This is a genomic window from Streptococcus pluranimalium, assembly GCF_047785745.1.
GTDB classification, from domain to species: Bacteria; Bacillota; Bacilli; order Lactobacillales; family Streptococcaceae; genus Streptococcus; species Streptococcus pluranimalium_B.
On record NZ_JBLOJT010000043.1, the window covers coordinates 1 to 13,951 of the forward strand.

The 13,951-nt window shown below is 39.1% G+C and carries 12 protein-coding genes; 1 reads left to right on the forward strand and 11 read right to left on the reverse strand.

The window, feature by feature from the left end; translation table 11 throughout:
• Positions 1-209 precede the first annotated feature (209 nt).
• From ACMZ6U_RS06055 to ACMZ6U_RS06075, 5 genes are all read right to left on the reverse strand, one after another.
• Positions 210-1,139: an ABC transporter ATP-binding protein gene (locus ACMZ6U_RS06055; RefSeq protein WP_416107115.1), complete on the reverse strand. Its 930-nt coding sequence runs from the start codon at positions 1,137-1,139 to the stop codon at positions 210-212.
• Positions 1,139-2,185, reverse strand: coding sequence for an ABC transporter ATP-binding protein (locus ACMZ6U_RS06060; RefSeq protein WP_416107117.1), 1,047 nt, complete (start codon positions 2,183-2,185; stop codon positions 1,139-1,141). The genes ACMZ6U_RS06055 and ACMZ6U_RS06060 overlap by 1 nt, the downstream gene beginning before the upstream one ends.
• Positions 2,186-2,199: 14 nt before the next feature.
• Positions 2,200-3,231, reverse strand: a complete 1,032-nt coding sequence (locus tag ACMZ6U_RS06065; RefSeq protein ID WP_416107119.1) for an ABC transporter permease — start codon at positions 3,229-3,231, stop codon at positions 2,200-2,202.
• Between the two features lie 10 nt (positions 3,232-3,241).
• A complete protein-coding gene (locus ACMZ6U_RS06070) occupies positions 3,242-4,156 on the reverse strand; it encodes an ABC transporter permease (RefSeq protein WP_416107121.1) in 915 nt (304 codons plus the stop codon).
• A 118-nt stretch (positions 4,157-4,274) separates the two neighbouring features.
• Positions 4,275-5,936 carry a peptide ABC transporter substrate-binding protein gene (locus tag ACMZ6U_RS06075; protein WP_416107123.1) on the reverse strand — a complete coding sequence of 554 codons (1,662 nt, stop codon included), beginning with the start codon at positions 5,934-5,936 and terminating at the stop codon, positions 4,275-4,277.
• Positions 5,937-6,113: 177 nt separating this feature from the next.
• On the opposite strand from ACMZ6U_RS06075, the gene pbp3 reads away from it, so the two are divergent.
• Positions 6,114-7,343: a D-alanyl-D-alanine carboxypeptidase PBP3 gene (pbp3, locus tag ACMZ6U_RS06080; protein ID WP_416107136.1), complete on the forward strand. Its 1,230-nt coding sequence runs from the start codon at positions 6,114-6,116 to the stop codon at positions 7,341-7,343.
• A 200-nt stretch (positions 7,344-7,543) separates the two neighbouring features.
• Here the strand turns inward: pbp3 and sufB are convergent, their stop codons facing one another.
• The 6 genes from sufB to sufC form a co-directional block, all read right to left on the reverse strand.
• A complete protein-coding gene (gene sufB, locus ACMZ6U_RS06085; protein WP_416107125.1) occupies positions 7,544-8,953 on the reverse strand; it encodes a Fe-S cluster assembly protein SufB in 1,410 nt (469 codons plus the stop codon).
• 239 nt (positions 8,954-9,192) lie between these two features.
• On the reverse strand, positions 9,193-9,633 hold the full coding sequence (sufU, locus tag ACMZ6U_RS06090; RefSeq protein WP_416107127.1) for a Fe-S cluster assembly sulfur transfer protein SufU: 441 nt from the start codon (positions 9,631-9,633) through the stop codon (positions 9,193-9,195).
• Positions 9,611-10,846, reverse strand: coding sequence for a cysteine desulfurase (locus ACMZ6U_RS06095; RefSeq protein WP_416107129.1), 1,236 nt, complete (start codon positions 10,844-10,846; stop codon positions 9,611-9,613). Before ACMZ6U_RS06095 ends, sufU begins: the two co-directional genes overlap by 23 nt.
• A gap of 27 nt (positions 10,847-10,873) precedes the next feature.
• Positions 10,874-12,136 (reverse strand): Fe-S cluster assembly protein SufD, encoded by a 1,263-nt coding sequence (gene sufD / locus ACMZ6U_RS06100; protein ID WP_416107131.1) that lies wholly within the window; start codon positions 12,134-12,136, stop codon positions 10,874-10,876.
• Positions 12,137-12,139: 3 nt separating this feature from the next.
• Positions 12,140-12,655, reverse strand: coding sequence for a GNAT family N-acetyltransferase (locus tag ACMZ6U_RS06105; protein WP_416107133.1), 516 nt, complete (start codon positions 12,653-12,655; stop codon positions 12,140-12,142).
• A gap of 12 nt (positions 12,656-12,667) precedes the next feature.
• Complete coding sequence (gene sufC / locus ACMZ6U_RS06110; RefSeq protein ID WP_416107134.1) at positions 12,668-13,438, reverse strand: Fe-S cluster assembly ATPase SufC; 771 nt, start codon at positions 13,436-13,438, stop codon at positions 12,668-12,670.
• Positions 13,439-13,951: the final 513 nt, after the last annotated feature.

The following is a 13,951-nucleotide window of genomic DNA, read 5'->3' on the forward strand; positions in this document are numbered from 1 at the left end:
CCGGAACGATTCTCTCTAGATGTTAATTATAAGTCACCCACTACAGTTGACGAAGAGCCACTATTAAAAGAACTTGATATAGTGCGTTTTTTTGATAAAGAGATTTGCTGAAGTTCTTCTGCAAATGGAGATATTTAGCACTTTTGTGTCTCTATTACCCAGTAATTGCAGCATGAGCCATAAATGCTTTAACTACATGATTTTTATTTTTACAATTGTTCTTTATAAAGCTGCGCTTCTTCTTCTGTTGCTAGAACAAAATGACCTGGTGTGATTTCATGCATGGTACGCTCTTGTCCATCTAATTCCGCTGTTGGGTCATAGACTTGGTGGATACGTGCACGCTCTTTTTCAGGATCCGGCTCCGGAATAGCTGACAACAGACTTTTTGTATAAGGATGGATTGGATTATTATAGACATCATCAGATGTTCCGATTTCCAACATTTTACCCCAATGCATAACTCCGATACGATCTGAAATGTATTTAACCATTGATAAATCGTGTGCGATAAATAGGTATGTTAATCCTTGCTCATGTTGTAATTTTTGCATCAAATTAACAACTTGGGCTTGAATAGAAACATCTAACGCTGAGATGGGCTCATCGGCAATGATAAATTTCGGTTCAACAGCAAGAGCACGGGCAATACCGATACGCTGACGTTGTCCACCAGAAAACTCATGAGGATAACGTGTTAAGTGATCGTTATTTAAACCAACTAAATCAAGCAGGTGTTGAACTTTTTCATCACGCTCTTCCTTGGATGAAACCAACTTATGGATGTCCAATCCTTCAGCAACAATATCACGGATTTTCATTCGCCCGTTAAGACTTGCTTGTGGATCTTGGAAAATCATTTGAGCTTGCTTACGGAAATTGTGTTGTGCTTTGCCTTTGAGATGTGAAACTGTTTCACCGTTAAAAATGATTTCACCTTCGTTAATATCGTACAGTTTCAAAATGGCACGACCAACAGTTGTTTTACCTGAACCAGACTCACCAACTAAACCGAAAACTTCACCTTCATAGATGTCAAAACTAACATTATTGATGGCTTTAACTTCATTAGATTTCCCTTTATTAAACGTAAGAGAAACGTTTTTTAGTTCAACTAATTTTTTTCTATTATTTTCCATTAGTTAATCCCTCCATGTTTTTCTTGCCATTTGGCCCATCGTTTTAGGATTTGTGGTGGAGGGGTCACCTCTGGTGCTCTTTTATCTAAGAGCCATGTTGCGGCGTAATGACTATCTGATACTTTAAACATCGGCGGTTCTTCTTCGTGATCAACGTCCAATGCAAACTCATTACGAGCTGCAAAGGCATCACCTTTTGGAGGATTCAACAAATCCGGTGGTGTTCCAGGGATAGACTGGAGGGCACCTGCTGCTGTATCTGTTGTAGGCATTGAATTTAAAAGCCCCCAAGTATATGGATGTTGTGGGTTATAGAAAACTTCATCAACCGTTCCATACTCGACAATTTTACCAGCATACATAACCGCAACACGGTCTGCCATGCCGGCAACAACGCCCAAGTCATGGGTAATAAAGATAATAGAACTTGATGTTTTTTGCTGAATATCTTTCATCAAATTCAAAATTTGAGCTTGAATCGTTACATCTAGCGCTGTTGTCGGTTCATCAGCAATCAATATTTCAGGTTTTCCAGCTAGTGCAACAGCAATGACGGCACGTTGGCGCATTCCACCCGACCACTGGTGGGGGTAATCATTGATATGATCCTCAGCATTTGGAATACCAACACTCTTCATAAGCTCAAGTGCACGATCAAGGGCTTCTTTTTTCGAAATCTTTTCATGTAGCATAATCGGTTCTGCGATTTGCATTCCTATTTTCATGGTTGGATCAAGGCTAGTCATCGGATCTTGGAAAATCATTGCAATTTCATTTCCACGGATTTTAACCCATTCTTCTTCTTTTAAATCATTGAGATTACGATTTTTAAAAAGAATCTCACCTGAAATATTGGCATTCTTTGCAGACAAGCCCATAAGTGTCTTGGTTGTCACTGATTTACCTGAACCTGACTCACCTACTATTGCAAGTGTTTCTCCTTTTTTCAGTTGAAAATTAACTTCACGAATGGCTTTGACTTCACCAGCATAAGTTTGGAAATCAACATGAAGATTTTTAACTTCTAAAATATTTTCTTGTGTCATATTCATTTCCTCCTTTAGTCATTGCTTGATTTTGGATCAAAAGCATCTCGCAAACCATCACCAAGCAAGATAAATGCTAAGGAAATGATAACAAGCGCCAATGCAGGAAGCAATACTTGGTATGGATAATACTGTAAGTTTTCCTGTGCATCTGAAATCAATGACCCCAGAGATGCTGTCGGTGGCTTTACACCAAGATTGATGGCTGAAAGAACTGCCTCGTACATAATAGCACTTGGAACGGTCATCATAATCTGAACAATAATAATTCCTGAAATATTAGGAAAAATATGTTTGAAGGCAATTTTGCCACCACTTTCACCTAGAGAACGAGCTGCCAGAACAAACTCACGTTCGCGATAAGATAAAGTTAAGTTACGTACTTGACGCGCCATAGATGTCCAGCCTACAAGCCCGATGGAAATAATAATTGCAAGAATACCATTACCTAACAAGAGACCAAGCATCGTTACGATAACCAAGTTTGGAATTGATGAAACAACTTCGATAATACGTTGCATCACCGTATCAACCTTACCTCCTACGTAACCAGAGATTAAACCATAGGTTACACCGATAATCAAGTCAATAGCGGTTGCAGCTAAGGCTACCAAGAGTGAAATACGAACACCAACGATGATACGTTTTCCTAAGCTACGCCCAAGAGTATCCGTTCCTAAAGCAAATTTTTTATTTTCTGGTACACCTTGATCTGCATAGGCATCATTGGCTTCAGTATTTCCTGAATAAACAATTTCTCCGTTCCAAAACGGAAGGCTGCTGCTAATTTTCGGCGGTAGATTTCGATAGATTGTAACTTCTTTTGAATTAAAAGAATTAGCATCTTTTTGTTTAACAAATAATGTTGAAGCTAATGAAAAGATCATTAAAACAATCAAAAACCACATTGATATAACAGCTAGTTTATTTTGTTTAAGTCGGCGCCAAGCATCCTGGAAAAAGGACAGTGCTGGCTTTTCAATTTTTTCTTGTATGCTAGATGATCCAGCTCCAACAAGTTTAAAAGTTTGATTTTTATCTGCCATTTTACTCTCCTTATTGCAAGCGAACACGTGGGTCAACAGTACTAATGATGATATCTGTCGCCAAGATAGCTACCATTAACATTACAGAATACACAATTGTTGTTCCCATAATGACTGGGTAGTCTTTAGTTGGAATCGCTGTAACAAACAATTGACCAATACCAGGAATCGAAAAAATACGTTCCATCAGCGCTGACCCTGTCAAGACACCCGCCGACAATGGCCCAACCAATGTCAATACAGGAATCATTGAGTTACGATAGGCATGTCTATTGGTAACTTGGCGCATCGTCAATCCTTTAGCGCGAGCCAGTTGAATATAATCAGAATTCAGCGTTTCAATCATTTCACTACGGAAGAAACGAGTTACCTGAGCAAAAATTGGGATAGCTAGACCAAGTGTTGGTAGGATAGATTGAGCAAAAGTTCCCCAGCCTGAAAGTGGTAATAATTGCCATTTGAATCCGAGATAATCAAGGAGCAAAAGACCAACTATGAAAGACGGCACAGAAATTCCTAAGGTTGAAACAACACTAAGAAAACCATCAATCTTATTATTTTTGTTTCGAGCCGAAATAGCACCAACAATTAGCCCACTACAGATACCAATCACCAAGGCTTGCAAACCAAGTTGGATTGATACGCCAAGGCGCTGACTAAGCATCCGTGAAACTGGTTGGTTAATCGATTGGTAACTTGTTCCAAAATCACCATGTAAAATATCAAAAAGATATTTCAAATACTGTTGCCACACTGGTTTATCAAGTCCATATTGCTTATTCATCAAAGCAATCATCTCATCAGTCAAACGGGGATTATTATACGGTGTCCCTGGCATAATCTGCATAAGAAAGAATGAAAGCGTGATGACCACCCATAAGGTGATCAAAAGGATAACAAGACGTTTTAGAATATATTTAATCATATCAATTCCTTTTCTTATTGCTTTTATTGCAGGAAAAAATTTTCCCTGCAATAAAAGCAAGAATTGGAGGCACCCAATTCTTGCTGTTATTTAGTCATTTTTATCATTAAAAAATGAATTATTTTTTGTAAGCATGCGTAAAATCTGTACTCAACCCAGTTGAATTACGAATAACTCCTGTAAGATCTGGATTTTGCAAAGATTGAGTGCTACGGAAGTAGATAGGGTTATAATATGCATTGTCATAAAGAACTTTTTCAGCTTCTTTGTAGTTATCTGCTGCCGCTGCTTTGTCTAAAGCATTTTTACCAATCGCACTGTCATATGCTGCATCGTATTCAGGGCTTGAGAATTTACCATAGTTATATGCTGCATCCGAAGTGAACAATCCATAGAATGTTGACCCATCTGGATAATCACCACCCCAAAGGGCAATCGATACTTCAAAGTTTTGATTCTTAGTATCTTCCAAACGTTGTTTGAACGGTACAAATTTTTGCTCAACTGTCAATCCTGGAAGGGCTTCTTCCCAAGTAGATTTGATGTAATCAAGTGTGCTTTTCGCTACAGGTGAATCTGCGTCTGAAGTGATTGTAATTGTCAAGCTGTCTTGACCGAGCTCTGCTAATCCTGCTTCAAATAGTTTTTTCGCTTGTTTTACATCATATGAGTAACCTGGCGCAACATGCTCAGTTAAATCGGTTCCATCAGGAAGAGTTGCTAAACCTGTTGGCGCAAGAGCTGTTGCTGGTGTAGAGCCAGTATCAACCGCTGCTTTAACAACGCCTTCGCGGTCAGTCGCTAGATTAAGTGCTTTACGAATATTATCATTAGCCAGTGCTGCTACTTCACCGGTTTGATTGTAAACCATGTAAGCTGTTGTCGCTTCTGGGACGGTAACTAATTCATCGCTATTTCTATTGGCATTATAGATTGCAGAAGTACTTGAAATATTAGCTGCATCTAGATCGCCCTGTTTGTACATTTGTACGGCAGTGTCAGGTTTTTTTATAACTTGGATGTTAACAGTCTCTGTTTTTACGTTATCTGCATCCCAGTACTCTTCATTTTTAACCAATTTGAATTTGTTGTTAGAACCATTCCAACCTTCAACTTTGTATGGACCAGAATATACTTGAGATTCTGAATTAGTACCATAATCATCTCCAACTTCTTCCACAAATTCTTTTTTCTGTGGCATAAAGTTAGTAAAGGCTAGATATTCCATAAATTGTGGCGTTGGGCTTGTTAAAGTAAAAATAACTTTGTTGCCATCTGCTTTGACACCTAATTTACTCAAATCTTTTTCTTCACCTGAGTTAATCTTATCTGCATTTTCAAGATGAGATTCTACAGCAAGGTAAGCGTATTCAGCTGCTGTAGCAGGATCAACAATACGCTGCCAAGAATAAACAAAGTCTTCAGCTGTCAATTCACTACCATCTGACCACTTGAGACCTTCGCGAAGAGTTGCTGTATAAGTCAATCCATCTTCAGATACTTCTACTTTTTCAGCAAGATCCGGCTCTGTTCCACCTTTGCCATCCAAGCGCAATAAGTTACTACCTGAGTTACCGATAGCCATATTTGAATAGCTATCTGTATTTTTAGATTGGTCTAAAGTGTTAATTTCAGTTGGAATAGACCAGTTTATAACTGACTTTTCTGATGCTGACTCTGATGATCCACCACCACTACAAGCTACCAATACTGCTGTTGACGTTAAAGCAAGCGCTCCAAGACCAACACGCTTCAAATTACGTTTTGAAAACATTGACATTTGACGTCCTCCTACGACGAAGAATTTGTATAAGAAGAATTATACCACAAGTTGTCCCAAAATGGAAAGCGCTATTTAAAAAAATTTTCAGAATTTTTTGCTTTTTACTTGTGTTATAATATTTTTAGTCTATATTTGAAATTATATTATTGAATGAGGAGAATCATGGTAAAAGCGATTAAACTTTTTTTATTAGGTTTGACGATTTGTTTATCTTTATTATCTGATAATTCCTTCGCTCAGGAATTCAAAGCCAAAGCTGAACATGCTATCGCTGTCGAAGCCAATACAGGAAAAATTTTATATGAGAAGGATGCGACAACGCCAGATGCTATCGCTTCTATCACAAAGATACTGACTGTTTACATGGTCTATCAAGAAATTGACAAGGGGAATTTGACTTGGGATAGTAAAATTGACATTTCAGACTATCCTTATCATTTAACGGTTAACCCTGAGGCTAGTAATGTGCCAATGGAAGCTAGAAAATACACTGTTAGAGATTTGGTCAATGCTGCCATGGTAGCTAGTGCCAATAGCGCAGCGATTGCTCTTGCTGAACACATCGGTGGTAGTGAACCTAAATTTGTCGATATGATGTCTCAACAATTAAAGGATTGGGGCATCAAAGACACTAAACTCGTTAATGCCTCTGGTCTCAACAACGAGGTGCTGGGTGACAACATCTATCCTGGTTCTAAAAAAACAGACGAAAATATGATGAGCGCCAAAGATGTGGCTATTATTGCGCAGCATATCATTGAAGATTATCCTGACCTTATTAAAGTCAGCCAACAAGGTAGTGCTAATTTCGATGGCAACTTAATGATAACCTACAATTACATGTTAGAAGGAATGCCATACTATAGAGCTAGTGTGGATGGTTTAAAAACTGGAACAACGAAAAAAGCTGGCGCTTCTTTCGTTGCAACGTCAACTGAAAATGGGATGCGTATGATCACGGTTGTTTTAAACGCAGATGATGCCGAGAATGATGAACTGGCTCGTTTTAAAGCAACTAATGAGATTTTAGATTATGTTCTTGCAAATTATGAGAAAAAGACAATTGTGAAAAAAGGGCAAACAGTAGATGCTAGCACGGTTTCTGTCCGTGATGGTAAAAAGAAAACTGTCAAAGCTGTTGCAGCAGACGATCTAACCGTCATCCGTCCCATCAACAAAAAATCCAATCTGGCTTTTAAATCAAGTCGAAAAAGTTTAACTGCACCTGTGAAAAAGAACACTGAGGTTGGTAACTTTACTTTCCAAGATAAAAATCTTGTCGGGAATGGTTATCTAGGTGACCTCCCAAGTGTTAGCGCCAAAACCAAAACAGCTGTTGAAAAGAGTTTCTTCCTAAAAGTTTGGTGGAATCATTTTGTCACCTATGTTAACGAAAAACTCTAAAAAGTGTAAATACTTTTTTACCAGAAAAGTCATCACGGATCAAAAAATCGGCTAAAAACTCAGTTTTGGGTCGCTCCGGTCCTCATTAAACAACTTAAAAAGCTTAGCATCACCTTGTCAAGAAAGTTGATGCTAAGCTTTTTTGATTTTCAATGAGTATAAAACTTTTTATCGAGCTTCTTTTAAGTAACTATAGGTAATTATCCAACAGAGCCTTCCATTTCATATGAAATCAAGCGATTCAACTCAACAGCGTATTCCATCGGAAGTTCTTTAGTGAAGGGCTCGACAAATCCCATGACAATCATCTCAGTAGCTTCAGACTCTGACAACCCGCGGCTCATGAGATAGTAGAGTTGCTCCTCAGAGATTTTTGAAACTTTGGCTTCATGTTCTAAAGCGACTTGAGAATTATGAATTTCATTGAATGGGATAGTATCTGATTTTGAAATATCGTCCATCAAGATGGTATCACACTCAATGTGACTGACGGATTTTTTAGATTTTTTATTGAAGGTAACCTGTCCACGATAGTTAACAGCTCCCCCGCTTTTGGCAATTGATTTTGACACAATAGAAGATGATGTATGGGGAGCATTGTGAATCATTTTGGCACCTGTATCTTGGTGCTGACCTTTATTGGCAAAGGCTATCGAAAGCATGGTACCACGCGCACCTTCTCCATCCAAATAAACAGATGGGTATTTCATAGTTGTTTTAGCACCTAGGTTACCATCAATCCACTCAACTGTCGCATTTCTAAGAGCCTTGGCACGTTTTGTAACTAAATTATAAACATTGTCTGACCAGTTTTGAATCGTCGTATAGCGTACATAAGCACCTTCAAGTGAGAAAATTTCTACGATAGCAGCATGAAGACTGTTTGATGAATAAGTCGGTGCTGTACAACCTTCTACGTAATGAATACTTGCTCCTTCATCAACAATAATTAAAGTACGTTCAAACTGTCCTGTATTTTCATTATTAATACGGAAGTAAGTTTGAAGCGGAATATCACATTTTACCCCTTTAGGGACATAGATGAATGTTCCACCTGACCACACTGCTGAGTTGAGAGCTGCCAATTTGTTGTCTGTTGGTGGTACTAATTTGGCAAAATATTGCTTGAAAAGGTCTGGATATTCTTTAAGAGCTGAATCCGTATCTGTAAAGATAATCCCCAGTTTTTCAAACTCTTCTTTCATGTTGTGGTAGACCACTTCTGATTCATACTGGGCAGAGGCTCCTGCTAGGTAGGCACGCTCAGCTTCTGGAATTCCAATACGCTCAAAGGTTTCTTTAATTTTCTCAGGGACATCATCCCAAGAACGAGCTGGTTTATCAGAAGGTTTTTGATAATAAATGATTTCCTCAAAATTAATATCTGATAAATCAGGACCCCATTCTTGCATTGGCATTTTATTAAAGGTTTCTAGTGATTTGAGGCGGAAGTCCAACATCCATTCTGGCTCACCTTTAGCGGCCGATAGTTCTCTAACAACTTCTTCACTGAGACCTTTTCCAGTTGATAAAATAGGCTCAACATCATCGTGGAAACCAAACTTATACTCACCTAAATCAATAGGTTTTGGTTCTACTTTTTCAGACATGATTTGTCCTTTCTATTCTTGCTACAAACGATTCTAAGAGTTATCCACTATAAGGCTAGACTCTTTTCGATAATTGACTAATGATTATTAAATCATGGATTTAGTGATACAGCTTTTTCATCCCAACCTTTTACCAGGCTCCACTTTTGCTCTATTCGCTAGACACTTAGAAAATGAAAACTCTGCCGCAAAGGCTATCTAGTAAGAGTGTTGATTATACTAAATTGTCTGTCATCACCTTATGATATTTCGTCGCTTCGCTCTATAGCCTTTCTAAGAGCGTTCCAAGCTAGGGTTGCACATTTTACTCGTTGTGGGAATTTAGAGACTCCAGCCATAAAAGCGGAATCACCAAGTTTGTCTTGGTTAGTATTTTCTTGACCTCGAACCATTTCTGAGAAGAGTTCGGCTAAGGCTAAGGCTTCTGCTGTTGTCTTTCCAATGACTGTATCGGTCATCATACTGGCTGAAGCTGTTGAAATAGCACAGCCATGACCTGAAAAGGCAATATCTTCAATAGTATCATCCTTCACGGCTAGCGTTAAAGAAATAACATCGCCACAAGTTGGGTTGTTGAGTTGAATAGCTTCTTGCCCCTCTAGTTGCCCAAAATGATGTGGACTTTTAGAATGTTCCGTGACTAAAGTCATGTAAAGGTTATTTAAACGTGAGAGTGCCATTGAAAAACTCCTTGGTTTTAGAAATTGCTTCAATCAATCGATCGCAGTCTTCATAGGTATTATAAGCATAAAAACTAGCTCTAAGAGCAGACGAAATACCAAGATAATTAATAAGTGGCTGAGCGCAGTGATGACCTGCTCGAACAGCAACACCTTCATAATCTAAAGCAGTCGCAACATCATGAGGATGAAGACCCTCTATATTGAAGGAAATAAGCCCAATATGATTACTCGCATCTTGTGAGCCATAAACTGCGAGCCCTTCAATAGCTTGAAGTTTGGGGAGGGTATAGGCAGCCAACTCTTGAACGTGAGAATGTATCGCTGGCATCTCTAGATGATTTAAGTAGTCAATAGCCGCTCCTAATCCAATAGCTCCGGCTATATTCGGGGTGCCGGCTTCAAACTTCCAAGGTAATTCTTTCCAGGTTGCGCTTTGTTCATGAACAAAGTCAATCATTTCGCCCCCAAATTCTAGGGGTGCCATCAGATTGAGAAGCTCTTCTTTGCCATAAAGCACACCAATGCCGGTTGGTCCCATCATCTTATGGCCTGAAAAGACGTAAAAATCACAATCCAAATCCATAACATCAACTGGCATATGTGGTACTGCTTGCGCCCCATCGACAACCATATAAGCACCTACTTGGTGAGCCATTTGTGTTATTGTTTTGATAGGATTAAGGCATCCTAGAACATTAGACACATGGGCAAGACTGACAAATTTTGTTTTGACTGATAATTTCTTCTGGAAATCCGCCTCATCTAAAACACCATCTTTTAGATAAACGTAGACCAACTCAGCACCCGTTGCACGACAGGCGTCTTGCCATGGAACGATATTAGAGTGATGTTCCATAATAGAGATGAGTACTTGATCACCCTGCTTTAAAATAGTCCGCGCAAAATGAGCAATCCAATTGAGTCCTGTAGTTGTCCCTTTAGTAAAAAGAACTTCGCGTGGTGAACCAGCATGGATAAAGTCTGCTACTTTCTGACGACTCGCCTCATATGTTTGCGTCGCTCTTTCTGCTAATGTGTGAACCCCTCGGTGGACGTTAGCGTTGTCTTCATAATAGTAAGCCATAATGGTATCCAAAACTGGCTGGGGCTTTTGACTGGTCGCAGCATTGTCCAAATAAACTAAAGGTTCATCATTTACCGTTTGGTTTAAAATAGGAAAATCCTGACGAATATGATTTGGATCAAACACTTGTTTACCTCTCAGTTATTGTTATGACTAGCGCTTATCTAACTTACTATCAAGAACACTAATCAATTCTTGACGGACTTCCTTACTTGGAATTTCTGTAATAACAGCCCCTAAGAAGCCGCGAATAACCAAGCGTTCCGCTGTTTTCTGATCAATACCACGGCTCATGAGATAATACATATCTTCTGAATCAACTTGGCCAATGGAAGCCGCATGTCCTGCCGTCACTTCATTTTCATCAATCAACAAAATAGGATTGGCATCTGAACGTGCCTTATCTGATAACATTAAGACACGACTTTCTTGCTGGGCGTCAGCGCCTTTAGCACCTTTGACAATATGACCAATACCATTAAAGGTTAAGGTTCCACGCTCTAAAATAACCCCATGTTGTAAGATGTGACCGACAGAGTTATGACCATAATTAGTCACGCGCGTATCAATCCCTTGAATCTGACGACCTGACGATGCTGCAACAACCTTAAGGTTTGCATGGCTACCATTTCCAACAAGGTCAGAATCAAAATCACCAATGACATGACCTTCATTCATCACACCCATAGCCCAATCAACAGAACTATCATTGCCATGTTTGGCACGACGACTGATATAGGCGGTTACATTTTCACCCAAGCGATCGATAGCTGAATAAGAAACTTGACTACCAGCTCCTGCGATAATTTCGACAGAAATATTGGCACTTGTCTTTTTAGTTTGCCCACCGATACTTTCAAAACGTTCGATGTAACTAAACTTAGTGTTTTTTCCAGCAATCATCAATATATGCTTATTGAAAGGCACATCGCTATCACTGTCTTGTAAGTAAATGCCTTCCAAAGGTGTTTCAATTTCCATATTATCTGGAACGTAGAGAACCGTAGCGCTATTGAAATAAGCGTAGTTATAAGCAGCTAACTTGTCTTCATCGTATCTTAGTACCGTTCCAAAATTGGCTTCAACAACTTGGGGAATTTCCTCCAATGCGGACTGTAAATCTGTAAAGACTAGTCCTTTCTGCATTAGTTCTGCTGGTAATTGTTCTAAGAGTGTTTGTGTTCCTACTTGGACAAGTTTTGGATTGTCACCTAAAGCGGTGAAATCAGGAACATTAGCTGTGGCATCATTAACCGCAATCGTCCCATCTCCCAAATTCCAACGGTGAAAGCGAACACGCTCAATATTGGGCAAGGGGAGGGATTCGATCTTGTCAAAAGCAGCTAGACGACGCTCTTGTAACCAAATAGGCTCTGCTTTTTCTTGTGAGAAAGCTAAAATAATTTCTTTCATCATTACTTATTTATCCTTTTTCAAATACTCTGCGAGAATAATAGTATATTGTTTTTCCTGTGATGTTTCTCCTGTTGGAACAAAGCCTTGCTTTTCCCAGAAAGCTTTAGCAGGACTATTAGTCGCTACATAGCCCAGTCTAAGAGTTTTAAATTGTCGCGTCACATATTCCAACAATTCTACGATCAACTGACTACCGAGTCCCCTTCCTTGATAAGCTTTATCCAACATAAAGAGACCGATAAAAGCTTTCTCCTCACTAGGATAGCCCTCGACCAAATCTAGTACAGCAATAAGTCGCTCTCCATCGAAATAACCAACAAAATACTTGTCTTCTCTTCTTTTCCCTGGAGGCAACTTTGTCATATCATCCAAAACGGAAGCTGCCGTCGGTGGGGGAGGACAATGTTCAAAATAATAAGGATTCGTCTCATAAAGCTTCAAAATCGCTGGTATATCTGCTTCGATTAAAGGACGCACCAAAAATTTTATGGAAAAATCATGGCTTTTTAGTAACACCATTGTTATGACCTCTTATACTTCTTCTGAGTAATCGTAGCCAAGTTCTTCCGCAATTTTTGCGTAACCCTCTTTTTCCAACCGTTCTGCTAGTTCTGGACCACCGGATAGCACGACACGACCTTCCATCATGACATGAACCACATCTGGTGTGATGTAGTTAAGGAGACGTTGATAGTGGGTGATAATCATGGCTCCAAAACCTTCTCCACGCATTTCGTTGACACCTTTTGAGACGACTTTAAGGGCATCAATGTCTAGACCTGAGTCAATTTCATCAAGAAGGGCAAACTTAGGTTCAAGCATGAGCAATTGTAAAATTTCATTGCGCTTTTTCTCCCCACCTGAGAAACCTTCATTGAGGTAACGCTCTGCCATTTCTTCGTTCATGCCAAGAAGTTCCATCTTTTGATCCAACTTAGTAATAAAATCTCGGACAGAGATTTTTTCCTCATCTTCTTTACCAGCGTTCATGGCTGCACGAATAAACTCTGCATTAGTAATACCTGGAATTTCAGATGGGTATTGCATAGCTAAGAAAAGACCAAGTTGTGCACGTTCATCCACTTCAAGCTCCAAGATATTTTCCCCATCAAAGAGAATTTCTCCTTCAGTTACTTCATAGTTAGGATTTCCCATGATGGCAGCAGAAAGCGTTGATTTTCCTGTTCCGTTAGGTCCCATGATGGCAGCAATTTCTCCTGTTTTCAAGGTTAAATTAAGCCCTTTTAAGATTTCTTTATCTTCGATAGAGACGTGAAGATTCTTTATTTCAAGTATAGACATGACTACTCCTTTTCCTATTTCTAAGGTTCTCAACTTTTATGGTTAAGGTATTTTTTGATCTTCATTAATTGTAACAAAAACATACTAAGATTAGTAGTGAAGGGATGTCCGACATGAGAAGTACTCGTTACTTTTTCTTTACGATCACGTAGCGGTGTCTTGTTAATCCGTGGGACTCTTTGATGCTAGACATCCTAATAAAAAGTTGACAAAACACCTGGTTTATAGAGAAGGTTGTCCAAGTATGTAGAACCCCATTCGAGGGAATATCATGCATATCATATTTAGCATTTGACATTGATATCAGTACAGCAAATTCAAAGGTATAAATTTTGTCAATAATGAAAAATCACGTCTACATCACATCTCATGATGACATCTCTGTCAATAGTCTTATGACTCAGTTCAAAACCCTGCGGTTGTCTTTGAGGAGACGAGCATCTACTATCATAGTATCCAGACCTTTCGCTAGAGCAATGAAAGATCATTAACCAATCAACTTACATCTAAGAA